We start from the raw sequence: 23038 nt of genomic DNA, 5'->3' as shown, positions 1-23038 counted from the left end.
GCGCTTAGCGCTCTTCACGATTAAGACGACTGTCAAACGCGTGAACTTCTTCTTCCAGATCGAGATTTGCCTGATTGCGCAGTTGTTCCAGCTGGTTTTCCAGCAGGTACATCAGCTCCATATCACCTTCGCAGCTGGCGATGAAAATCTGCTGTTCAAGGTCTTCAATTTGGTCACGAATGTTCATACTGTCATCCTCCTGCAAGGCGGTGTCCGTGTGATGTTTTCAGCCCTGCCTCACCACGAGTATAGCTGAGCTTCATAAAACGCAAGCCGAAATTTCAACCAATTTTGCCCGGCGTTAAAATCACAGGTTTTCCGTATTGGTGACAAAACAAACTCTTGCATCAATCCCTGCATCATTCAGGATTGTCAGCCAGCGGATCTGGTTTGACTGGAGTGAATCGCCCGGGCCTTTGACTTCAATAAGACGCAGTTCTTTCCCCCTGAAAGCGACGAGATCCGGCTGACCAGCACGAAAATGTCGCAGGTCAGTCAGCATCAGCCTGAACAGTTCAGTCAGAGTACTGATGGGCAGGGTGTTGGCAGCCAGATCCAGAATGCCATCATTCATTAGTGCCCAGCTGACCAGCGGATTTGCGAGCCCGTGTTTCTCCTTAAAGCGCGATTTGAGCAGCTCCCAGCCCAAAGAGGTGAAGGACTCCAGGCACTGTTCGATCTGCACAGTACGCTTTTCGGCAAATTCCTTGTGCCAGAGATCGAGCGGTCGATGCTGATAGGGATGGTTAAAAGCACCTTCGGCAGGGCAGAAGATAGCGGGCCAGAGACACAGACCAAACAGGCCATTGAGAAAGGCGTTTTCAAGATGAAAAGCCTGCCAGCCTTCACTTTCCAGGTGGTGGATCACCGCCTGTTCTACCCTGTGACCGGAAAGGTCCAGACTGAGTTTTATTTCGTTAAGGACAGGCTTTGTCCGCCTTGGTACCCGCTCCCCCTGTTTACGCCTGAGCTGATCGGACAGTCGCTGTGCTGTTTCTGCTTCATCATGGTCATAAGGGTCATCCTGCATTTGGTTTATCAGTACCTGTGCGGTACCCAGGTCATTCTGGCTGAGGCAGATCCGTGTCCGGCGTTCCCTTGAGGGGGGCATTTCGGTGGAGCCAAATAACTCAAGGGCAGTTTTCAGCATGCCCTGGCGTTCAAAATCACGCGCAATTAAGTTGGTCAGTTTTTGACGCTGACGGTCAGTCCGGGCGTGTTGCAGTGGGCCTGGAAGCTGGCTTTTGATTTCATCGAGCACTTCTGGTGATGGCTTTACCTGCTGGTAATAATACTCACCCAGGCGGGCTATCTTCAGAACCGCATTAAGTTCATCACGACTGGTGAAATAACGCTGAGCCGGGTCTGTGATATAGCTTTCAAACTTTTGTACGCCGAGATCCGTAACCACGAACTGGGACAGGTCCTGATGTGTATTGGTAAAAAACAGCGCGCTCAGGGTAGTAATGATTTCCTTGTCGCACACACGCAGCCAGTTGAAACCGGCCTGTGCCGGTGAGAGTTCATCATGGGGAAGTTCGTCCAGTAACTGTGCTTTGCGAATTCGCTTATCGAGGCCGGGCCAGACCGATAACAGCTCAGGTTTGGTCATCAGCTGCTGTGCAATCACGGGGCCGGGCAGGGGCTCTCCGCTACAGATCATGCGGGTAGTGCAGAGCTCTGAAATCGCAGCGCTGAGATCAGGGATTTCCGGATAGTCCAGTTTATCGCTACGAAACAGTTCACCGCGGCGTGTCAGAAGCCGGATGAGCAGGCATTGTGCGGGTTTTGTCAGGGAAGCATAACGGCTAAGCCAGGCGGTTTCGCCGGGCAAAAGCAGGTCAGGGTAACGGCTGAGGGCGTTATCGAAAAGCTTTTGAAAGTTGCCGTGATAATAGTCTGTTCTGAGCGGTGGTGGAGTCATAGTCTGCATATACAAAAAGAGCTTACCCCCAAGGGTAAGCTCTTTTGGATGAGAATGACAGGGACTGGCTTATGCTGCCTGAGTCTGCATTTCCTGTGCTTTTTCCTGGCTCAGTGGCCTGGTGATCAGAGCCAGTACGATACATACACCCATCATTACTGCTGAGATGGTGTACGCCAGACCGTAACCGCCGTCCTGTGCCATAGAGAAACCAACAACCGCTGCACCAATCGCGCCGCCGATACCCCATGAGGTGTACAGTACGCCGTAGTTAGTACCGTAGTTTTTCAGGCCGTAGTATTCAGCAGTCAGTGACGGGAATACTGCCAGCAGGGTACCGTAACCCAGTGCCGCTGCAGCGGTACCGATGATAAGGGTGAACTCGGTCTCAAACGTAGCGAACAGTACCATGTTCACGCCCTGAAGAACGAATGCGATCAGCAGGGTACGAACGCCACCAATTTTGTCAGACAGGATGCCCGCTGCAACACGGCCACCTGAGTTGAAAACCGCCAGAATAGAGGCCAGGTAAACTGCGTTTGGCAGGTTTGCCTGCATGCTGGCGATGTTAGTGATGTTACCAATGATCATCAGGCCGGCAGATGCCGCAAACGCATACATGATCCACAGAGAGTAGAACTGAGGCGTTTTCAGCATGTTGCGCCATGAAATGTCCACATTTTTCGCTGCAGCTTTAACCTGACCTGCTTTTTGAGCCGGTGCTTTTGGCTGGTAGTGTGCCGGTGGGTTGTTGATGGTGCACGCAAGAGGCACAGCAATAATAAGTACGCCGGCACCCAGCATCATAAAACTGGTGTTGATGCCGTAGATGGCAATCAGGTTTGAAGTCAGAGGGGCCAGGTAAACCGCTGCCAGACCGAAGCCTGCTGCGATCAGGCCGTTAACCAGACCTTTCTTCGACGAGTGGAACCACTTCATCGCCGCCGGCGACAGACACGCATAACCAAAGCCGATACCCGCACCGGTGATCACACCAAAGGTGATGTTCAGCATCAGTACAGACTGGGCAAAGCTTGAAGCGATCATACCCAGGCCGGTCAGCACAGTACCCAGAATAAGGATCTTACGCGGACCCATGCGGTCCTGAAGGATACCGGCGATCAGCAGACAAACAGAGAAAGTAATGGTTGCAGTTGCGTATGGCTGTGAAGCGTCTGAAGCACTCCAGCCGAAGTCACTGACCAGGGCTTTGTTAAATACACTCCAGGCATACAGGATGCCCAGGCAAAGGTTGATACAAAAACCTGCCAGCAGGATACGCATCGCTTTATCTAGTTTGCTCATCATTATTCTCGGCTTTGTCCGTACGTGGGACTCAAAAAAAATAGGGGTTTCTCAACATAAATGAGAATCAGCGCGCGGATTATATCCAAAACCAGTGTGATGGAAATCGCAAAAATTCTGTTAGTTGTAAGTGAATGTAACATTTGGTCATAGGTTGTTTTATTTGTTTCATTTGCATTGTGAGCGGGAAAGCTCCCTGAATGCTTGGGCATGAAATATAACCGTATGTTTTTAATTGGGGAGGTGAGTATGATTGAGTTTTGAGGGGCACTTTTCTCAATCATCGCCAAATGGATGAAAGTATCACTTTGAAATGAATCACAGTTCATAAAAATATCTTGCTTCAATGATCGGCTGGAAAATTAACAAATAGTAAATATTCTTTGTATCAGTGGGTTAGGTGGTGTCAGTTTCAGAAAGGGTTGGCAGATGTTGCGTCGATTCTCTGGCTTATTTTTCTTCGTGAATAATTCTTGCTGATGGTTACTTTTTGGGCTTGCAACTTATGCGGATTATTGGATAATAGCGCTGAAAAGTTAGATTCCATTATTGAAAGGATGCTCGTTTAACCTCACGAGGCGCGACTATGAAATTACTCTTTATTCTTATCGCTTCCATCTCTGCCGGCGTAGCTTCAGCGGACCATTTGCACTCTTTCATGTTAGGTCTGTCGATCTCGGCACTGGCCGTTGGCAGCTGCTACTGGTTCGCATTTCGCAGCAGCCGTTTTCCGGAACTGGCGGTGTTTTTATTGATTTGCGGGCTGTTGTCAAAGGTAATTGTTACGGTCACTGGCGTGATGCTTGGGTTGCATGCCGAGCTCATTACATCTCCGCTGGTTTTTGCACTTTCTTATCTGTTTTTCTCTATAGTGGTTACTTATCTTTGGTTTACCTACAGAGACAGCATTACTCCTCGTCCTGACAGGCTTTCCGATGCCTGATATAAAAAATTGAACCAGAAAGGCCTCCCGCGCGGGAGGCCTTTTTTGTTTGAAGTGGTACAACGTAGTTTTCGGTACGTGTCTTAGACTAATGTATAACGGAGTCTTGTTATATATTGGGTTAACATTGTATTAACTTAACGTGGGTTTGGAGAAAGGCGTGTCAGAAGCATTAATCTGGGCCGAAAAGGCCGTATTGCTGGCCGGGATTGTGAGCCTGGTATTTAGTGTCAGTTTGTATGGCAGGCGCAGCCATGACTGGCAGGGGGTGGTGACCATGTTTTATAAACGTATCCCGATGCAGATAAACGAATACAGATGGTACCGGGCTGGCATTGGTCTGGTTGTTCTCGCTGTGGTGCTCAGAATCGTTACTTTGACATTTTGGCCCTGATATTTCCTGTTGGCGTCAACGATTTAGCGGGCTGTGCCCGCTTTTTTTGTACGCATAGTAACCAGTTGCACGTTAAAGTGTGGCACTTTTGCAGTCAGTAGGCGCAGCATGAGAAAAAATCTTCTATAGTTTAGGGAGTTGGATGCGCAGCAGGCGCAAGGCTGGTGTGGTTTGTGATGATCACTGTGGCAGCACAGGAGAGTCTTATAATGCAAAGCACCGGCACAAACCACGTTGAATTTAAAGCAGGTCAATGGTGAATCAATGTCCCTCTCAGTTTTAATATGTGATGACTCTGCACTGGCAAGAAAGCAGATGGCACGCTCGCTGCCTGCGTCTTTAGGTGCGGACATCAGTTTTGCAGTACATGGCCTGGATGCGCTGAAACAGCTGGAAAGTCAGCGTTTCGATATTATGTTTCTTGATCTGACCATGCCTGAACTCGATGGCTATGGCACCCTGGAGCAGATCCAAAAGCGCGGTATCGACATTAAAGTCGTGGTGGTCTCGGGTGATATTCAGCCCAAAGCCCAGCAGAAAGTGATGGAGCTTGGTGCAAAGGCTTTTATTAAAAAGCCGATGGATAAAGAGCTTCTTAAGTCAGTACTTCGTGACCTGATTGAACCGGTTTCCGCCCCTCAGGTTTATACGCCTTCTCCGGTAGAGCTGCCGGTACTGAAACGGCGTGATATCTATATGGAAGTGGCAAACGTGGCGATTGGTCGTGCTGCAGACGCCCTCGCCAGGCACTTTGATGTGTTTGTCCACCTTCCTTTACCTAACGTAAATATTTTTGAAGTCAGTGAGCTGCACATGGCGCTGCGCGATCTGGCTGAAAATGACCAGGTTTCAGGTGTATGCCAGGGCTTCAGTGGTGAAGGTATCGCCGGTGAAGCTCTTGTATTACTCAGTGACTCTTCGGTGACCGATCTTCATAGCTTTATGAAGGTTGAGGAGGCAGACGCGGAGCACGAAGAGCTTGAGCTTCTGATGGATGTATCCAACATTCTTGTGGGTTCATTCCTTAACGGGCTTGGTGCTCAGGCCGAAGTTCGTTTTTTCCAGAGCTCTCCGGTTCTGCTTGGTCAGCATATCCCGATAGAATCGGTGATCAAATCAACCACGGGTTCTTTCAGCAAAACCATGACGTTTGAGGTGAGCTATCTCATTGATGGCACCAGTATTCGTTGTGATCTTCTGTTTATGTTTGTCGATGAGTCACTGCCCCTGCTCGACAACAAACTTGCCTACCTCATGGAGGACGAACTCTGATGCTAAGCTTACCCGCAGAATTTGAGCAGTTTCACTGGATGGTCGATATGGTCCAGAATGTCGAACTGGGGCTGGTGGTACTGGACCGGGATTATACGGTACAGGTCTGGAACGGATTTATGACCCACCACAGCGGTAAACAGGCCCACGAAGCCATTGGCAAATCGCTGTTTGAGATATTTCCCGAGATCCCCAAAGAGTGGTTTATCGTGAAGGCCAAACCGGTCTATAACCTTGGTTGCCGCAGCTTTATTACCTGGCGACAGCGGCCGTATCTGTTCCGGTGCCGGAACGTGCGGCCAATCACCCAACAGGCCGAGTTCATGTACCAGAATGTTACGCTTAACCCGATGCGTGCTCCGACCGGTGAAGTGAAATCCCTGTTTTTGTCGATTCAGGACGCAACGCCGGAAGCAATGCTGGCCGCGGCGGCAGCTGAGTCCTGAGCCGGATTCAGAATTTCAGTTCTCCGCCCAGCAGCACATTAATAGTGTGGATGCTGGAGGTCAGCTGCTGGTAAACAATATCCGCACGCATGGACAGTTCTTCCATTGCCGGAGCGGGTATTTCCCCGCCGATGCTGGCGTACGGGCGAAAGTTTTTGTCGGTGACCGAGGATGTCTGAGTGGATCCGGTGAACAGGGTGCGCTCGGTATTGGTGTAGCTGAAGCCGGTACGACCATTGACGATAAGGTAATGGGTGTCATATTCCAGCTTGATACCCAGGTTATAGGCTTTGTATTCGATTATTTCCGCTTCGCTGTTCTCAAACTCGAATTTTGTCCCGCTTCCGATGGATGTAGTGTAGCTGACATCTGCGTGCATAAAGTCGTTCACCGGATAGGAATAGCCAACGGTTGAGGTAGCGGCCGGGACTTTGTTGCCGTCATAATTGATTTCAGTCACCCCTCCGGAGACATACGCTCCGGCACTGACGGTAAGAGGCAGCCAACACAGACACAAAGTGGCAAGGGGCAGTTTTGCTTTTGTCATTATTCTTCATCCTTGTTTTCTTCAGGGTGGGATGACAGCCGGTTATCGCAGGTCCCGTTTTCCAGAAACTGTGCAATGTTTTCTACTGTCATGGCAGCAATGGTCTGGATGGCGTCCTGGGTCAGGTAAGCCTGGTGGCCGGTAAAGATGACGTTGTGGGCTTTGGAGAGTTTACGGAACAGCTCATCACTGTCTTCATCTTCGTGGGCGAAGAAGTCTTCCTGTTCATGGCTGTAAAGATCGATACCAAGCGCCTTGATTTTGCCTGTGTTCAGCGCTTCGATGACGGCTTCACTGTCAATCAGGTTACCGCGGCTGGTATTAACCAATACAGTACCGTCTTTCATTTTTCCTATTGCTTCGCTGTCTAGCATCTTCAGGTTACTGTGGTGAGAAGGGCAGTGCAGGCTGATCACATCGGAATTACTCAGCAGTTCGTCCAGGCTGCAATACGTTACGCCCAAATCGATCGCATCCTCATTCTGGTAGGGGTCATGGCATAATACGGTCATACCGAATCCTTTCAGAATACGGATTGCGGCCACGCCGATGTTACCGGTGCCGACGATACCTACGGTTTTTCCGTGCAAAATTTCTCCTTCCAGCCCGTCGAGTGAAAAGTCGGCTTCACGGGTGCGTTCGTGGGCTTTATGCAGTTTACGCATCAGATTTAGCAGCAGTGCAACAGCGTGCTCCGCGATGGACTCAGGAGAATAGTCAGGTACGTGGGCCACCTGAATGCCATAGATCCGGGCGGCTTTCAGGTCGACTTTGTCATGTCCGGTACAGCGAAGGGTGATCAGTTTGGTCCCCTGTTTGGCGAGCTGCTTTAAAACACTGGCAGACAGGTCGTCATTTACAAAGGCGCAAACCACCTTACAACCGCTGGCATGTTGCGCAGTTTCGTCGGTTAACTGGAAGTCAAAAAACTCAAAATGGAAATCGTTTGCCAGATCTTGTCGTTCAAAGACTTCCTGTTCAAATGGCTTTGAACTGAAAAATGCGATCTTTGTCATGCTCGTTGCCCACAATTAGCCCTCTTTATAAGTATATGAAAACTTGTACAAACAGGTTAGAAAAGTGCGCAATCTTTCGCCAAAAACTATTGGTTGATTTGTAACTTATTGATGATTAACTAATTAATATGTGCAGAAAGAGAGAGGTTAGCAGAGTGTTACCCGTTATAGGTGTGGAGCAGGGGTTTCGGGTATGAATTCTTTTCAAAGGTAACACAAAAAAAATACAAATATCAGTCTTGTGTGACAAATTTTACCGCCTATAATGCTGAAAACCGGAGCGTCTGCCAACGCTCCGGTTTTTTTGTGTCCGAAAAACGTATCCGGGTTTTTGCCAAAACCGGAAACGCCTGAACAACTGGTCTGCCAACCGGCTGTTCACAAGGGCATTCAATCAATGAAGATGAAGGAAGTTGTATCCCATGCGTATCGAACAAGAACTTAAGCTTGGTTTCAAAGATGTACTGTTTCGCCCGAAACGTTCTACCCTTAAAAGCCGCTCTCAAGTAAATTTAACCCGCGAGTTTACATTCAAGCACAGCGGTCGTCAATGGTCGGGTGTTCCGGTTATCGCAGCCAATATGGATTCGGTGGGCAGCTTCGAGATGGCGCGCTCACTGGCAAAAGAATCGGTGATGACCGCTATTCATAAGCATTACACGGTTGAGGACTGGGCAGAGTTTGTTGCTGCGAATGAAGCGGCTGTACTGAACAATGTGATGGTTTCCACCGGTACCTCTGACGCTGATTTTGAGAAAACCAAACAGATCATGGATATGAGTGATGAGCTGATCTTTATCTGTATCGATATCGCCAACGGCTACTCTGAGCACCTGGTAGAATACGTGAGCCGCGTGCGTGAAGCCTTCCCGGATAAAGTGATCTCAGCCGGTAACGTGGTGACCGGTGATATGGTAGAAGAGTTGATTCTCGCGGGTGCAGACATCGTTAAAGTTGGTATCGGCCCGGGTTCTGTATGTACCACCCGTGTTAAAACCGGTGTGGGTTACCCTCAGCTGTCAGCCATTATCGAGTGTGCCGACGCTGCGCATGGTCTGGGCGGCCGCATTATCGGTGATGGCGGTTGTGCCTGCGCCGGGGACGTGTCAAAAGCCTTCGGTGGCGGTGCGGATTTTGTGATGCTGGGTGGTATGCTGGCTGGTCACGAAGAGTCCGGCGGTGAGAAAGTGGAAAAAGATGGCAAGCTGTACATGAAGTTCTACGGCATGTCTTCTCAGTCTGCGATGGATAAGCACTCCGGCGGTGTTGCCAAATACCGCGCGGCAGAAGGTAAAACCGTTCTGCTGCCATACCGTGGCAGTGTTGAAAACACCATTGCTGATATTCTGGGCGGCGTTCGTTCAACCTGTACTTACGTTGGGGCAGCGAAACTCAAAGAGCTGACCAAGCGCACCACCTTTATCCGGGTGCGGGAGCAGGAAAACAACGTATTCGGCAAAGAATAACTGAAGCAGGCCCGGTTTTCCGGGCCTTTTTTCTGCCTGTTATCCGGTTCGTTTATATACTGAAAACACAGGGATACGTTTCTTGAGCGGAGGCGGAGTGCGAACAGTTATCTTATTATTGGTTTGTCTGTTGGGTCTGCCGGTCCAGTCCGGGCGTCTCCTGCCGGTTGCTTCTGGTGAATACCCGCCATTCAGCGGTAAGTCCCTGCCTTATGAAGGTTATATCTCACACCTTGTAGCCCTGGCGTATCAGCAGCAGGGGATCACCGTCGAATATCATTATATGCCCTGGCCAAGGAGCCTTGAGGAGGCCGCAAGAGGGCAATATCCGGTCACGATTTTTTGGTTTTGTACTAAAGAGCGGCAGCTGGATTTTTACTGCAGCCGAGAGGCGATTGAAAGTGAGTCAGTGAATGTTTTCCATCTGTCGGATACTCAGTTGGGTGAGTGGCATACCTATCAGGACCTGAAACGGTTTAAGTTCGGCCTGACGAGAGGCTACGCCTATGATGAGAGTTTTCTTGCCGACGTGGATGCCGGAAAGGTCAGGGCAGAGTTTGTTGTCAGTGATAAGCAAAATATGCAAAAGCTGCTCGCCGGGCGGGTCGACTTGTTTCTGATTGGCCGGGAAGCCGGGCTGGAGGTACTCAAAACGCATTTCACCCCTGAAGAGCGCTCCCGGATTGAGGTTGCGTCTGAACCCATGTTTGTTTCTGACTTTCACGTACTCTTTTCTAAAAAAGCTCCTGAGGCGCTGATGCTTCGTGATGAGTTTGATAACGGCATGCGGCGGCTGAGGACTCTGCCTGACTATGGCCAGGCCCGGACAAGGTTTGAACAGGGTGGATACGATTTACACTAGTCATCGGCTGTTGTTTTGAGAGAAATTGGCTCCGGCGCACAAAAATGCTGACAGGTTTGCAGCTAATACTATGAAAAGATAGGAATCAGGCCGGCTTGGTATAGAATATGATAACTATTAGTTATGACTTGTGCCGGTCAGCCTTTCGTTTACCGGTGCATCGCAGTATTGGAATTAATCTAGTGAATAAATCAGTTTTGTCTCTCGCCTGTGCATTGATTGCGGGAACCTGGACTGTCAGTGCCCTGGCATCCGATGACGGTCAGCAGTACAGGGATCATCGTGCTGTTTCGGTAAAAGTGGGCGCTTCTAAGCTCGGTACCGACATCAGTGGTGATACAGATTTTCAGTTAAATGGCCGATCACTTTCGCTGGACTACACTTCTGAGTCTAACCGCTGGACCAGCAACTCAGATCTTTATCTTGGTTTTGCCGCCGGACTGGATGTGCATTACAACTCAAAGAAGAAGTCAGATACCCAGGCGCTGTATCAGATTGAAGAGGTAAGTAGTGTGGTGTACAGCCTGGCACCCAAGCTCAGCTATATGATTAATCAGCAGACCGCATTGTACGGTTTCGCCGGGCTGTCTTATGCGCGACTGGAAGCGAAGGATTTCGTTAAGAACGAGCAAAATAAGAAAGTGTTTGGTGAAGTTTTCTCCGGCTTTGGTTATCTCTGGGGTATCGGCGCCCGTTACGAGCTTCGTAACGGATTCGAGTTCAGCGGAGAAATGCGTGGTTCACACAACAACATTGATAACTCTTCAGCTTCCGGTAAGTCAGACCTTTATGGCCTGTATGTCGGAATGGGTTACCGCTTCTAAGCCTCGTTTGAAGCCATTTTGAGCTGATGCTGCTCTGTCCAGTAGATGATTTCATCAATGGACAGAGCTTTTCCGTTTATATAGCCCTGCACGTAATCACAATTTGCGTTGTCCAGCAGGTCTATAAGCTCGCTTTCTTCTACCCCTTCTGCAATCACCGTACAGTTAAGACCATGCGCCAGGAATATCGAACTGGTAACGATAGCGTGGTCAGCATCACTGATATGCATGCTTGAAACGAAAGAGCGATCAATTTTGATTTGATCAATAGCCAGCTCCCGCAGCAGCGTTAGTGAGGAGTAACCGGTTCCGAAATCGTCCAGACTTATCTTAAAGCCCATCTGACGCAGTTCATCGAGTACTATCTTGGTGTTCTCAATATCTTTGAGCATGTCACTTTCTGTCACTTCCAGCACCACCCGGGATGAATCAAGCTGCTCGCTTTCGACCAGTTGTCTGAGGTTATCGAGCAGAGCCCGGCTGGTCAGGTCATGGGCAGAGAGATTAAGGTGGATGCTGACCATGATGCCATGGTGGGCAAACAGGTGAAGGTCGAGCATCACCTGTATCACCACCCAGTCAGTAATGTCCCGTATCAGGTGTGAGCGTTCTGCCACAGGAATGAAGAGATCCGGCGGAATAAAGCTGCCGTCAGGCTGAGGCCAGCGGATCAATGCTTCGTAGCCGTAAAGGGTTTGCTGGCGGGTATTGACGATAGGCTGGTAATAAAGACGAAATTCCTGATTGTGCAGAGCACTGGTAATGCGGGTAGCAATGCGCAGCTGTTCTTTGGCGCGGTTTTCCAGCGCATTTGAGTAGAAGGAAAGTCCCTGACCGGTACGCTTAGCCTCATACATGGCGGAATCGGCCTGGCGGAGCAGGCCATCGTGTGTTGAACTGAAATGGGGGAACAGGCTGACTCCAACGCTGATTGAGACGGGCACAGAGAATTCCTGAAGTTCAAAGCGCGGGCTGAGCTCTTCTATCAGCAACCGGTAGTAATGCTCGACCAGTTTGATGTCATTGGTCTCATACAGGATCACGAACTCATCGCCACCAATCCGGGAAAAAAAACTGTTATCGGGCAGATCGTCTTTCAGTCGCAGTGCGATTTGTTTGAGAAGCATGTCGCCGCTCTGATGACCCATTGCATCATTAATATTTTTGAAGTTGTTCAGGTCAAACAACATCACACTGAAAGGGGTATCGTGGCGGATATACTGCTCAATCTTCTGCCTGCAATAGAGCCGGTTGGGTAACCCTGTCAGTGCATCGTGAAGGGAGGACTTTCGTTCACGCTCGATCAGCTCCTCTGTCCGCTGGATACTGTGTTGGGAGGCCTGTAATACGAAGTAGACAAACAGGCCGCCACCAAACAACAGGGTTGCCATTCCGATATCAAGATAAGTTGCGCGGGAGAGAGTGAGAAGGTAAAGGAGGAAAGCGAAGTAACCTATGATAAACAGTCCGATAAGCGTGGCCAACAGTTGCCAGCCGATCTCCCTGGTCTTCATACAGATAGACAAAGAGGGCCTGATGGATTTAAGCAATGCCAGCATGCCAAGTACAACCAGGATGTCTGCAAAAAGTACCATAAAGTGCTCTCAGATAAGGGAAACAGTGTTTTCGATCTTCTTGTAAGATTAGCAAAATCCTGACGATTAGCGGGAATTTCAACTATTTTCATAACAACAGCATTCAAAAAAAGTTGAGTCCAGAAGTGCGCTGTATAGAGCATTTTATTTTTCAAAGGTCTAAAAAAAACGTTTTCTGTTTCAGATCAAGAAAAATGTCATTCTTTGGTGCTTTGGTCTAAAATAAAGTTGAATGATTCAAAAAATCTTGAATAATGGCATTACACTTTTTGTTGAATCTCTTGTTCAGCTGATTGATAAAGTACCCACAGGAACCGAACCCATGCAAAACGCATTTGTACTTGTAATTAACTCTGGCAGCTCTTCTCTGAAGTTTGCAGTTATCGACTCTAAAAACGGCGAAGCAGTTCTGTCAGGTCTGGGAGAGTGTTTTGGAATGCCTGAAGCTCGTATGAGCTGGAAGTTCCAAGGTAACAAATCTGAAATCGCAATCGAAGGTGAAGGTAATCACCACCAACTGGCGATTGCCCGTCTGGTTGACCTTGTCGGTGAATACGGATTCGACAAAGACCTGGTGGCTGTAGGTCACCGCGTAGTTCACGGTGGTGAGAAGTTCTCTAAAACCGTTCGCATCGATGAGCAGGTAATCGCAGACATCGATTCTGTACGTGACCTGGCGCCTCTGCACGCACCGGCAAACATCCTGGGCATTAAAGCTGCGCTTAAAGCATTCCCGGCTCTGCCACAGTTTGCTGTATTCGATACTGCATTCCACCAGACTATGCCTGCTAAAGCATACACTGGCGCAATTTCTAACAAACTGTACAAAGACTACGGCATCCGTCGTTACGGTTTCCACGGTACCAGCCACTACTTCGTATCACGCGAAGCAGCGAAAATGGTTAACAAGCCAGTTGAAGAAAGCAGCTTCATCTCTGTTCACCTGGGTAACGGTGCTTCAGTTTGTGCAATCAAAGATGGCCAGAGTGTTGACACCAGCATGGGCTTCACCCCACTGGCGGGTCTGATGATGGGTACCCGTTGTGGAGACCTTGATCCAGGTATCATCGAGTTCCTGCTGAAGAAAGGCTGGTCTCAGGACGATATCTTTAAAGAGCTGAACTCTAACTCTGGTTTCCTGGGTGTTTCCGGCCTGACCAGCGATGCGCGTGGCATTCTGGAAGCAATGGAGCAGGGCCATGAAGGCGCTACTCTGGCATTCCAGGTATTTACTTACCGCGTATCTAAGTACATCGGTTCTTACATGGTGGCTCTGGATAACCTGGACGGCATCATCTTTACCGGTGGCATCGGTGAAAACGCTCTGCCAATTCGTCGCGAAATTCTTAAGAACCTGAAGATTTTCGGTTACAAGGAAGACGAAAAAGCGAACGAAGCAGCTCGCTTCGGTGCAGAAGGTGTGATCACTGCTGAAGATTCTCCGGTTGCAATGGTAATCCCTACTAACGAAGAGTGGGTTATTGCAAACGAATCAGTTGCACTTCTCTAATCTAAACTTCCAAGCACATCTTAGATTAGATTTTACCGCCGGCTTTTGCCGGCGGTTTTTTTTGTCTGGATTTTGGTTTGCATTGCTGCCCGTCCGATTTTTTGTACCGGGCGAACTTGTTCCTGGTGTGATGTATGTCTGAATCTGTAAGTTGTTTGTATACCAGGCTTTTTCATCACTGTAACTATGAGGATACCGGCATTGTATCACTGAGATAAGTGTCAGATAATAGCGCTTGTGCTATAACTGTTTTATATGCAGACATAAGAATATTCTATTTATTGGCTAGTGTTGCAGATGTTTGAACGTGCAAAAAAGATCTATGAATATGCAGAGCCGAATCTGACGATCGTCGCCCTGATGGGGATACTGGGTTTTCCCAGCTACTACGTCATTTGGCAGATGCTTACCCCGACCGGGTACGAGAATCTGGCGCTCAGGCTGGCATGCGGTGTTTTGCTGGTGCCTATACTGCTGCGCAATCGAATGCCTGTGTTTTTCAAAAAGTTCCAGCATATCTATTACATCGTTTCGCTCGGGATCTGCCTGCCATATTTCTTTGCCTTTATGTTGCTGATGAACGACTGGTCCATGGTTTGGGTCATGTCACTGATGTCAGCTATCTTTCTGCAAATCCTGCTTATTTATGACACCCGTATCGTCGCGATTCAGAGTGTGGTTGCCTACGTGCTGGCTTACCTTACAGTGGTGCTGGTGGCCGGCGACTCGTTCGTCCTCTCGCTGGACTGGACCTTTTTGCCAATCTTCATTTTTACTTATGTATTCGGCACCCTGTTTCACTACCGTAACCAGGCCGAGCACGAATCCAAGGTGTCACTCGCCAAGTCTTTTGGTGCAGGTATTGCTCACGAGATGCGTAATCCACTCAGTGCTGTTTACAGTTCTATCGAAGTGGTCAAACACCTGCTTCCGGAGCGTAATGCCCAGCACCTGTCTGATGCGTATCAGATAGACGCGACAGAGCTGGATGAGATTAACTCCATTCTGGACGATTCGTTATCGGTGATTGAAAAAGGCAATGAGACCATCAGTCTGCTGCTGACATCGATTGATGAGCATAAGCTTTCCACGTCTGGTTTCCGCCGCCACTCACTGGCCCGTACACTGGAAGAGTCCATTGCATCGTTCCACTACAGCGCCAAGAGTGACCGGACCATGATCCACCTGGATTACACTCAGGATGAAGATTTCTTTGGCAGCGAAGTGTTACTTCGTTATGTGATATTCAATCTTCTGAAAAATGCGTTCTACTATAAGTTCACCAAAGGTTTCCGGATCCATATTTCGCTCAGGGCTGAAGAGGGTCAGAACTTACTTATCGTGGAAGATAATGGTCCCGGTATCGAAGAGGAGTCGCAGCGGCATATTTTTGATGACTTTTACACCACCGGTAAGAAAGGTGGTTTTGGTCTTGGCCTGCCGTTCTGTCGCAAAGTGATGACGGCGTTTAATGGTGCGATTCAGTGTGAAAGTAAACCTGGAGAGGGTACCCGGTTTGTTCTGACTTTCCCGGGCTATAACTCTGAGCCGGTCTTCGAACTCAAGTCTTCGCTGATCAAAGATAAATCCCTGACCTATATTGGTGAAAAGAGTGGTGTATTGAGTGCATTGCAGTCGCATGCATTTTTCTCCGGTTATCATTTGGAGAGTGTGACCAGTCCGGGCATGGTCGGGGAAATGGAGTTCACTCAGGACGTAGTTCTGATTGACTTGCAGCTGTTTACCGGTCATGAATCGCTTTTTTCTTCACTTGAACGCAAACTGTGCAGTTTTGAAGGAAAGATTGTTTACCTGTACTCAGGCAACATTCTCGACTGCTTCAAGCTCAACCGGATCCTGCCGTATGAACTGATGGAGATCACGACATTCGGTCAGAACCTTGCGGTTAAGCTGGATAAACTGTTTTTTGAGGAGTCACAGAAATCGCCCCAGTCCTCTTCGCTGCCTCAGCGTAAATCGCTCGCTGCGACTACTGTGCTGATTGTGGATGATAACGCTTCGCTGCGCATCTACTCTTCGACCCTGCTTGAGCGGCAGGGATACCGGGTGCTGCAGGCGGAAAATGGCCGAAGTGCCCTTCAGTTACTGAACTCTAATCCGGTCAGCCTTATTCTTATGGATCTGGAAATGCCAGAAATGGATGGTATTGAAACCACCAAGGCGATCCGCAGCAAGCGCTATAAGTATGAAGGGAAAGAAATTCCAATAATTTGCTTTACCGGTGAGAAATGTGAAAGCACATTGAAAGCGATCTCTGAAAGCGGTATGAATGACTATATTCTGAAACCAGCATCCAAGGATGTGCTTATTTCCAAAGTAGCCACCTGGGTTTAATTTTCAAATGGAAATTAAAGCCGGCTTGCGTTGCCGGCTTTAATTATCTTCCTGCGTTTAGATGAGCTTTTTCTCCTTTGCCTGGCTGCAAATTGTCAGCACTTTGTCTATTTCCCTGTTGGTCATGTCACTGTTTAACGAAAGACGAATAATCGCCCGGTTTTTCGGTGTCGCCGGATGACAGAACACCGAACCGAATAAACCATGTTTTTCAAAAAAATCCCGGACTATTTCCGTTCGCTCTTCAGTGCCGGTTTCAATGGCTATAATCTGAGACTGGCTCTGAATTTCATACCCCAGTTGACGAAGCCCGTCCTTAAGAATATCGGCCTGGTGGAACAGATGTTCACGCCGGTCATCCCCCTGTTTGATCACTTCCAGAGTTGCCTTAAGGGTGTCCATTTCATGCGGCAGCAGTGCTGAGCTGAATATGGCCGGAAGGGACGTGAAGGGCAGCCATTGATCCATTTTCTCATGGCAAAGGATAGCACCGGCGCGATAGGCAAATGCTTTGGCCAGGCTCAGGGTCATGAAGTCCACCTGGTCAGTTAATCCCAGTTCTGCCAGTAATCCGGCTCCGTGCGGGCCATGGGTGCCAAGGGAGTGAGACTCATCCACAATGATGGCGCAGTCATGCTCATTAGCAATCTGAACAATCTGTTCAAGTGGAGCAACCGTGCCTATCGTGCTGTAGACTGAATCAACAATCACTATCCCCGGGCCATTTTTTTTCACCAGCTTACGCAGGTGATTCACATTATTGTGCATGAAGGCATAAATCGGGCTTTTGGCATTCTGGGCCCCATGCCATAAAGACATGTGTGCGTAAAAGTCGATATAAACGGGGGTGCTTTCGTTGGCAATGGTGTGGAGCAATCCCACGTTGGCTGCCCACCCGGACTGAGTGACGATGCACTGGCCAAAGCCGGTATATTCGCAGAGTTTGTGCTCAAAAGAGCTGGCATCCGACTGATCACGTTGTTCAAAAACTGCGGACATAACAATTTCCTTCTCCGCCTTTTTTATCGAATTAATTTGAGTTTGCTTTATTTCCTCATTGTTTGAAACAGAAAGGTAATCATTGCTTCTTAACTGAATATCCTGCTTGTCCGGATTGAGACCCAGAACAAGATGTTTGGCATTCTTTCTGCAATGTATATTTTCAGAAAGGTAATTATCCATTCGATCGCTGATGAATGAGGGTAGTGTCTTAGTATTTGAAGATTTAATTTTCATTTTTTAATACTCATCGTTGCAAATAACTTAATGCCAGCTGACAAAATCAGTTATTGCTCACAAAAGAAGTATTGTCACCATGAAAGTATTATTATTTTGCAGTCCTCTGCATTATTGACTATTCTGTATTTAATATTCTGTTGGAGGTTTTAGCGTCAGGAGCTATAAATGTTATTCCGGACTAAACTATTAGGCTATATATTTGCATTTATTAATGCTCTAAACTGGCTGAGAACCTTTCTGATACATTCTGAAGTAATTCCACGATACCCAGCAAACCATAATGGTTGCAATCATTAGTTCCAGCAGGCCAAAAGAGCGCAGCCAGTACCACTGAGGATAATCAGTTCTGAACCACTCTGTCAGGTGATGGGTGGCGATGGCGCTGATAACGGATGGAAACGTAGTCGCCGCAATGGAAGGCTGAAATTTAATCCGCATCAATGGAATATAGCAGAGATAAATCAGCATGGTCATGGTCATTGCGATCCCGGCCAGTGCACCGGTGAGGATGGGATCCGGTGAGGAAAAGTTAACCATGTAGGCGGCAACAGTCAGATTGATAGGCGCGGCCATAATCGCCAGGGTGGGTTTGGCCCGCCTGGGAAGCATACCTGCAAATACAAGCCGGTAGAGCACCAGTGGCAGCATGAAGAAGTAGATGGTAATACAGGTCATGGCGAGGGTGGCGGAAAATACAGTGTGACCAAACTGGGAACCAGCCAGGGAGCTGCTGATCAGTCCAACCGGGTAAAGAAACCAGCTGGGTACGATATTGGCAATGTGAAAAGAGCGGAACTGAAACCAGAAAAAAAAGCACAGCAGTGTAAGGTGCAGACCGATTGAGGCAAACCAGAAGGGATAGGCGAGTTTGGGGACCACCGTAGCCAGATAATCACACAGGATGAGCAGCGCCATGCTGATGGGGGCCATCAGGCTGCCACTCAGTGGATGGCGGATTTCGGTAATAAAGCGGGAATAACTGGTGAGGTAGCCCAGCAGTACAGGCAGCAGCAGTAAAAAGCCTGTTACGGCACATACAGGACGTAACCAGAATCCTACTGCAGGAAAATACATGGTCCATGCCTGGCCCAGACCTATCACCCCTAAAGCGAGCGAAGCCTGAGAAAGTGGTACCTGGGGTACGGGGATATTTAAAAACTGCTTCACTGTCGATCCTAACTGATTGATTCCCTTATTTAACTCTAGAGAAAATTATACATCAGAGCAGGCTAAAACAGGAAATTGTGAGCTGTGTAAGCAATATAGGATGAAACAGGGAAGTGAAATGATTGCGGGCCGGAAAGGAACCGGCCCGCAGATTGTATTAACGGCAGCCTTTTTCTTCTTCCTGAGGAGGAAGATCCTGCTGGCGAAGTTTGTCTTTTTTCAGGGTACGGTGCAGCAGCTGGCTGTAGATAGGCTGTCCGCCTAATGCCTGCGCAACGATGACCGCGCCAAGACCGGTGATGATCAGTGGCAGGATCAGGTAATAATTATTGGTCATCTCGATCACCAGCAGAATACCGGTGATCGGTGCGCGTACCGTGGCTGCAAACAGGGCACCCATACCGGCAATCGCGAACATGCCAGGGTCTATTTGCAGGCCAGGCAGCATGCTGTGTGCGGTTGCACCAAATGCGTATCCAAACAGGGTACCGAGTGCCAGCATAGGGGCAAACACGCCACCCGGAGCACCGGAACCAAAACAGAGCAGGGTAGTAATGATACGGCCAACAAACAACAACAGTAATACGCCGGCGGTATAGTTACCGTTGGTTACCGCAGGAATAATCTCGATACCACCACCGGTCAGATCCGGGATGTAGAGCAGCAGCAGGCCAAACAGACCACCAAGAATCGTACCTGTGATCAGATAGCGTTTGCGGTCATTTTTGTGGATTGCGACAAACATGTCCTGGCTCAGGGTGATCAGCTTGTTAAATACCACTCCAAAGCAGCCAAACAGGATACCCAACAGCAAAAACAGCCACAGGGAACGCAGACCTGGCGCTTCGTACTGGGGCATGGTGATCACTGCATCCTGACCATTAATCGCCCGGAAAACGATATTGGCAGAAATCGCAGAGATGATGACAGCCTTAATTGAGATCAGTGAGTAGCGAAACTGAGGGCGCATCTCCTCTACTACAAACATGATACCCGCCAGTGGTGCGTTAAAGGCGGCCGCCAGGCCACCAGCGGCACCAGAGGCAAGCAGAGAGTGGCGGCTGTCATCGTCTTTAACCCGGAAGATATCGGTGATCATCCGGCCAACGTTACCACCCATTTGTACGGTTGGGCCTTCCCGGCCAAGTACCATACCTGAGCCCAGAGCCCCCATGCCGCCAAAAAATTTCACCGGTAATACCCGCCACCAGCGAACCGGGCGGATATTGTCCATTGCGCCTTCAATTTCAGGAATGCCGGAGCCGGCAGCTTCCGGTGCGAATTTATGTACCAGGAAGTAGCCGATAAAAGCAAGACCGGCACTGATAAGAAATGCGGCCAGCCACAGCGGAAGATCACTGGCGATTACGTCTTTCAGCCAGTCAGTGCGGGATTCGGAAACAAAATGGACTGCAATTTCAAACAGGGTAGCAATCGCGCCTGCTGTTACGCCAACGATTGCCGAGAGGATCAGGACAGAAACCGGGGTGGTGTCACGGGACAACACCTGATTGATCGCGTCTTTGGGAAAGGCGGCCATAAAGGACTGTCTGATTTTCTCTCTTTTTGTCATTTTGGTTGGGGTTCCGTAGGCTGTGGTTAACTGACTGAGTTGGTGTAATTCACCCTGTTACACGCGTTATATGTGCGTGACGTTGCTTCATTTTATCAGGGAGAAAACGCCGTCAATTATACGCCTCTGTGACAAATTCCATACCAACATTGTTGCAATGTTCTATTCCAAATTTGATAGAGTGCCGAAAGCCGGAGCATGGTCACTTAACCGTAAAAAAAAACGGTACACAGACTTGTAAAATTCGCTGAATGAGCCATAGTTAAAGCGTGAGGCAACCGGATTGATCAACCAGGAGACTGATTGTTGTCTTACCTACAATTTGGATGGAATCTGATATTGAAAACGATGCCCCGTTAAATGTTCGGCATAATACTAAAGCCGATTCGCAGGCTCACGATTGAGGAACGGGGAAGAAGGCGTACTTTAACCAGTGCGCCTTTTTTGTGTGCAAAAATCAATGTTATAGCCGGTGAGCGGTGTAACGTCTTTTTTTTATCGCTGTTGGTCCGCTATTCAGCCTGGTGCTGTGCATCAAAAGTTTAGTTTGTCTCTTCCTGAGTTCACGTCACTCTGTATCAAAACCGCTTAAACAGGTGGTTTTTTAGACGTCCGGGGTTGCCAGCACTTATCCGGCGTTTGTTACACGGTCAATCTGTTATAAGATAACACATCCAAATAACAGGAGTCTGACATGATTACAGCGGTACCCACCAACATCATCACCGGTTTCCTCGGTGTAGGCAAAACAACCACTATTTTACATTTGCTGGCGAACAAGCCAGAAAATGAAAACTGGGCGGTGCTGGTAAATGAGTTTGGTGAAATTGGTATTGATGGTGCGCTCATGAGTGAGCAGGGCGCGATGATCAAGCAGGTTCCCGGGGGGTGCATGTGCTGCACTGCAGGTGTGCCTATGTCTGTCGGTATCAATGCCCTTTTGAGACAAAAACCGGATCGTCTTCTGATTGAGCCGACCGGTCTTGGTCACCCAAAGCAGGTGATTGCCACCCTGACTTTGCCACAGTATCAACAGATCATTGACCTCAAAGCGACGCTCGCTCTGGTTGACCCCCGTAATTTGACCGATTCAAAATACACCGATAATCAGAACTTTAACGATCAACTACAAAGCGCAGATATCCTGGTCGCGACCAAGGCAGATCTGTGCAGCGATGATGATCTGGCGTTCTTTGATCAGTGGGTTGAATGCAGCGGTCTCGATGTGGTGAAAACCGCAAAAACCTGCAAAGGTCAGCTTCAGGCTGAGTTACTGGATGTGCCGCGTGAGAAGGGCATGCAGTCTACCCGTTTACTGGCACACCATCGCGAACATGCTGAAATGGAACCTGAGTTTCTGCTGCCACCTGGTGAAGCGTTTATTCGTAAGGAAAACCTTGGTCAGGGCTATCACAGTTGTGGCTGGTTGTTTGGTGCGGAGTATGAGTTTAACTTTGATCAGCTGTTCAGCATGCTCAGTGCCCTGACGGCAGAGCGGGTTAAGGCAGTGATTAATACGGATAAAGGTTGCTATGCCTTTAACGTCGCTTCGGGCATCGTATCAGTGAACGAGATGTCACTGGAAGGTTTTGAAACCCGTATAGAAGTGATTGATTCACAGCTGATGGACTGGGCTGCACTGGAGCAGGTACTGCTCAGTCTGTGTGGTCTTACACCGCCAGTGTCGCTTTAAGCTTTTTCGGCCGTGCCAGATAGAACCCCTGAAAGAAATCAATTCCGAGCTGCTTCATTGCTTTCAGCTGAGCGGGCAGCTCAATCCCTTCCACAACTGTCAGGGCACCGGATGATTTGGCAACGTCGACGATATGTTCCAGCCGGCCTCTGCAGCCGGACATGTATTCCAGCATCAGTTGTCGGTCGAGTTTGATAATGTCAGGTTTCAGAAGCTGGATCCGGTTGATATCCGATGCTTTGCTGCCATAGTCGTCTACCGCCAGGGAGAAGCCATTCTTCTTCATGTTATGCGCCGCTTTTGCCAGCATCAGCTCATCACTGGCTTTTTGCTCGATGATCTCCATCACCAGTTGATCATTGGAAAGAGCCAGTTCACTCAGGCGTCTTTTCAGCAGTTGCGCGTTTTTATCTGCCGTCAGCCCGTGCTCACTGCTGACAGGCAGTATGTTGAGAAACAGTTTTAGGTGCGCCTGATCTGAGCGGGCGAAGTTGCGGATATGGATAGCGCGGGCAATGCGATCAACGTTAATTTTCTCCTCACAGCTCAGGTAGTCACTGTGAAAGAACTGATCCGGTGTTATTGATTTGTCGCCACTTTCATCGTAAATACGAAGCAGGGCTTCATAACCGATAAGGCAGCCGGACGTATCAAAAATCGCCTGGAATTTGCTGGTCAGTTGCCAGTGTTTAAAGCGGGCAGTATAAGCGCCGCACAGATCGCGCTGAAAGAGGTGGTTGTAATCGGATTGCCGTGAAATAATCATTTGGTTTTGCGTCGCACTACTGGTGGGCAGTGGCCAGTGTATCGTTATTGCTGCCTGGTGACCAATAGAAATCACCGCTATTCAAGAAGGAGTCGTTCAGCCGGTTAATAGGTGTGCAAGGGACAAAAAAAAGAAGGCAGC

20 protein-coding genes are annotated in these 23038 nt (G+C 48.8%); 10 read left to right on the top strand and 10 right to left on the bottom strand.

The window, feature by feature from the left end:
* Positions 1-4: 4 nt before the first annotated feature.
* The 3 genes from ACVB80_RS01170 to ACVB80_RS01160 all read right to left on the bottom strand — a co-directional run bounded on the left by ACVB80_RS01170 (position 5) and on the right by ACVB80_RS01160 (position 3229).
* Positions 5-187 (bottom strand): hypothetical protein, encoded by a 183-nt coding sequence (locus ACVB80_RS01170; RefSeq protein ID WP_481079422.1) that lies wholly within the window; start codon positions 185-187, stop codon positions 5-7.
* A 120-nt stretch (positions 188-307) separates the two neighbouring features.
* The gene (locus ACVB80_RS01165) at positions 308-1933 is read right to left on the bottom strand and encodes a VRR-NUC domain-containing protein (protein WP_481079421.1); all 1626 of its coding nucleotides are present in this window, start codon (positions 1931-1933) and stop codon (positions 308-310) included.
* 60 nt (positions 1934-1993) lie between these two features.
* Complete coding sequence (locus ACVB80_RS01160; protein ID WP_481079420.1) at positions 1994-3229, bottom strand: L-lactate MFS transporter; 1236 nt, start codon at positions 3227-3229, stop codon at positions 1994-1996.
* Between the two features lie 586 nt (positions 3230-3815).
* Between ACVB80_RS01160 and ACVB80_RS01155 the strand changes: the two genes are divergently transcribed.
* From ACVB80_RS01155 to ACVB80_RS01140, 4 genes are all read left to right on the top strand, one after another.
* On the top strand, positions 3816-4172 hold the full coding sequence (locus tag ACVB80_RS01155; RefSeq protein WP_481079419.1) for an NADH:ubiquinone oxidoreductase: 357 nt from the start codon (positions 3816-3818) through the stop codon (positions 4170-4172).
* Between the two features lie 160 nt (positions 4173-4332).
* On the top strand, positions 4333-4566 hold the full coding sequence (locus ACVB80_RS01150) for a hypothetical protein (protein WP_481079418.1): 234 nt from the start codon (positions 4333-4335) through the stop codon (positions 4564-4566).
* 264 nt (positions 4567-4830) lie between these two features.
* Entirely contained in the window at positions 4831-5838 is a 1008-nt protein-coding gene (locus ACVB80_RS01145) for a response regulator (RefSeq protein ID WP_481079417.1), read from the top strand.
* A complete protein-coding gene (locus ACVB80_RS01140) occupies positions 5838-6284 on the top strand; it encodes a PAS domain-containing protein (RefSeq protein WP_481079416.1) in 447 nt (148 codons plus the stop codon). Before ACVB80_RS01145 ends, ACVB80_RS01140 begins: the two co-directional genes overlap by 1 nt.
* Positions 6285-6291: 7 nt before the next feature.
* Here ACVB80_RS01140 and ACVB80_RS01135 read toward each other — a convergent pair whose 3' ends face one another.
* The gene (locus tag ACVB80_RS01135) at positions 6292-6831 is read right to left on the bottom strand and encodes a hypothetical protein (RefSeq protein WP_481079415.1); all 540 of its coding nucleotides are present in this window, start codon (positions 6829-6831) and stop codon (positions 6292-6294) included.
* Positions 6831-7847 carry a 2-hydroxyacid dehydrogenase gene (locus ACVB80_RS01130; protein WP_481079414.1) on the bottom strand — a complete coding sequence of 339 codons (1017 nt, stop codon included), beginning with the start codon at positions 7845-7847 and terminating at the stop codon, positions 6831-6833. The genes ACVB80_RS01135 and ACVB80_RS01130 overlap by 1 nt, the downstream gene beginning before the upstream one ends.
* A gap of 422 nt (positions 7848-8269) precedes the next feature.
* On the opposite strand from ACVB80_RS01130, the gene ACVB80_RS01125 reads away from it, so the two are divergent.
* The 3 genes from ACVB80_RS01125 (at position 8270) to ACVB80_RS01115 (ending at position 10999) form a co-directional block, all read left to right on the top strand.
* Positions 8270-9313, top strand: coding sequence for a GMP reductase (locus tag ACVB80_RS01125; RefSeq protein ID WP_481079413.1), 1044 nt, complete (start codon positions 8270-8272; stop codon positions 9311-9313).
* 97 nt (positions 9314-9410) lie between these two features.
* Positions 9411-10175: a substrate-binding periplasmic protein gene (locus ACVB80_RS01120; RefSeq protein ID WP_481079412.1), complete on the top strand. Its 765-nt coding sequence runs from the start codon at positions 9411-9413 to the stop codon at positions 10173-10175.
* A 182-nt stretch (positions 10176-10357) separates the two neighbouring features.
* Positions 10358-10999: an outer membrane protein gene (locus ACVB80_RS01115; protein WP_481079411.1), complete on the top strand. Its 642-nt coding sequence runs from the start codon at positions 10358-10360 to the stop codon at positions 10997-10999.
* Here the strand turns inward: ACVB80_RS01115 and ACVB80_RS01110 are convergent.
* Complete coding sequence (locus tag ACVB80_RS01110) at positions 10996-12594, bottom strand: putative bifunctional diguanylate cyclase/phosphodiesterase (protein WP_481079410.1); 1599 nt, start codon at positions 12592-12594, stop codon at positions 10996-10998. The two genes, ACVB80_RS01115 and ACVB80_RS01110, sit on opposite strands and share 4 nt — an antisense overlap.
* Before the next feature lie 322 nt (positions 12595-12916).
* Between ACVB80_RS01110 and ACVB80_RS01105 the strand changes: the two genes are divergently transcribed.
* Positions 12917-14104, top strand: coding sequence for an acetate/propionate family kinase (locus tag ACVB80_RS01105; RefSeq protein WP_481079409.1), 1188 nt, complete (start codon positions 12917-12919; stop codon positions 14102-14104).
* Positions 14105-14401: 297 nt separating this feature from the next.
* Positions 14402-16459: an ATP-binding response regulator gene (locus ACVB80_RS01100; protein ID WP_481079408.1), complete on the top strand. Its 2058-nt coding sequence runs from the start codon at positions 14402-14404 to the stop codon at positions 16457-16459.
* 57 nt (positions 16460-16516) lie between these two features.
* Here ACVB80_RS01100 and cqsA read toward each other — a convergent pair whose 3' ends face one another.
* The 3 genes from cqsA to clcA all read right to left on the bottom strand — a co-directional run bounded on the left by cqsA (position 16517) and on the right by clcA (position 20438).
* Positions 16517-17695, bottom strand: coding sequence for an alpha-hydroxyketone-type quorum-sensing autoinducer synthase (cqsA, locus tag ACVB80_RS01095; protein WP_481079407.1), 1179 nt, complete (start codon positions 17693-17695; stop codon positions 16517-16519).
* 219 nt (positions 17696-17914) lie between these two features.
* Positions 17915-18865: a TDT family transporter gene (locus tag ACVB80_RS01090; RefSeq protein WP_481079406.1), complete on the bottom strand. Its 951-nt coding sequence runs from the start codon at positions 18863-18865 to the stop codon at positions 17915-17917.
* A 157-nt stretch (positions 18866-19022) separates the two neighbouring features.
* On the bottom strand, positions 19023-20438 hold the full coding sequence (gene clcA / locus ACVB80_RS01085; RefSeq protein WP_481079405.1) for a H(+)/Cl(-) exchange transporter ClcA: 1416 nt from the start codon (positions 20436-20438) through the stop codon (positions 19023-19025).
* Positions 20439-21132: 694 nt separating this feature from the next.
* Here clcA and ACVB80_RS01080 point away from each other — a divergent pair.
* Positions 21133-22131, top strand: a complete 999-nt coding sequence (locus ACVB80_RS01080; protein WP_481079404.1) for a CobW family GTP-binding protein — start codon at positions 21133-21135, stop codon at positions 22129-22131.
* On the opposite strand, the gene ACVB80_RS01075 is transcribed toward ACVB80_RS01080, so the two are convergent.
* On the bottom strand, positions 22109-22897 hold the full coding sequence (locus ACVB80_RS01075) for an EAL domain-containing protein (RefSeq protein WP_481079403.1): 789 nt from the start codon (positions 22895-22897) through the stop codon (positions 22109-22111). The two genes, ACVB80_RS01080 and ACVB80_RS01075, sit on opposite strands and share 23 nt — an antisense overlap.
* Positions 22898-23038 lie beyond the last annotated feature (141 nt).

Source organism: Vibrio sp. 9-16B-A1, from assembly GCF_056726165.1.
This window is presented reverse-complemented; position numbering and strand designations above follow the sequence as displayed.

Excerpts from the sequence above, each read along its gene's own strand:
- ACVB80_RS01170 (WP_481079422.1), bottom strand. The coding sequence starts at position 187 with ATGAACATTCGTGACCAAATTGAAGACCTTGAACAGCAGATTTTCATC.
- ACVB80_RS01165 (WP_481079421.1), bottom strand. The coding sequence starts at position 1,933 with ATGCAGACTATGACTCCACCACCGCTCAGAACAGACTATTATCACGGC.
- ACVB80_RS01160 (WP_481079420.1), bottom strand. The coding sequence starts at position 3,229 with ATGAGCAAACTAGATAAAGCGATGCGTATCCTGCTGGCAGGTTTTTGT.
- ACVB80_RS01155 (WP_481079419.1), top strand. The coding sequence starts at position 3,816 with ATGAAATTACTCTTTATTCTTATCGCTTCCATCTCTGCCGGCGTAGCT.
- ACVB80_RS01145 (WP_481079417.1), top strand. The coding sequence starts at position 4,831 with ATGTCCCTCTCAGTTTTAATATGTGATGACTCTGCACTGGCAAGAAAG.
- ACVB80_RS01140 (WP_481079416.1), top strand. The coding sequence starts at position 5,838 with ATGCTAAGCTTACCCGCAGAATTTGAGCAGTTTCACTGGATGGTCGAT.
- ACVB80_RS01135 (WP_481079415.1), bottom strand. The coding sequence starts at position 6,831 with ATGACAAAAGCAAAACTGCCCCTTGCCACTTTGTGTCTGTGTTGGCTG.
- ACVB80_RS01130 (WP_481079414.1), bottom strand. The coding sequence starts at position 7,847 with ATGACAAAGATCGCATTTTTCAGTTCAAAGCCATTTGAACAGGAAGTC.
- ACVB80_RS01125 (WP_481079413.1), top strand. The coding sequence starts at position 8,270 with ATGCGTATCGAACAAGAACTTAAGCTTGGTTTCAAAGATGTACTGTTT.
- ACVB80_RS01110 (WP_481079410.1), bottom strand. The coding sequence starts at position 12,594 with ATGGTACTTTTTGCAGACATCCTGGTTGTACTTGGCATGCTGGCATTG.
- ACVB80_RS01105 (WP_481079409.1), top strand. The coding sequence starts at position 12,917 with ATGCAAAACGCATTTGTACTTGTAATTAACTCTGGCAGCTCTTCTCTG.
- ACVB80_RS01100 (WP_481079408.1), top strand. The coding sequence starts at position 14,402 with ATGTTTGAACGTGCAAAAAAGATCTATGAATATGCAGAGCCGAATCTG.
- cqsA (WP_481079407.1), bottom strand. The coding sequence starts at position 17,695 with ATGAAAATTAAATCTTCAAATACTAAGACACTACCCTCATTCATCAGC.
- clcA (WP_481079405.1), bottom strand. The coding sequence starts at position 20,438 with ATGACAAAAAGAGAGAAAATCAGACAGTCCTTTATGGCCGCCTTTCCC.
- ACVB80_RS01080 (WP_481079404.1), top strand. The coding sequence starts at position 21,133 with ATGATTACAGCGGTACCCACCAACATCATCACCGGTTTCCTCGGTGTA.
- ACVB80_RS01075 (WP_481079403.1), bottom strand. The coding sequence starts at position 22,897 with ATGATTATTTCACGGCAATCCGATTACAACCACCTCTTTCAGCGCGAT.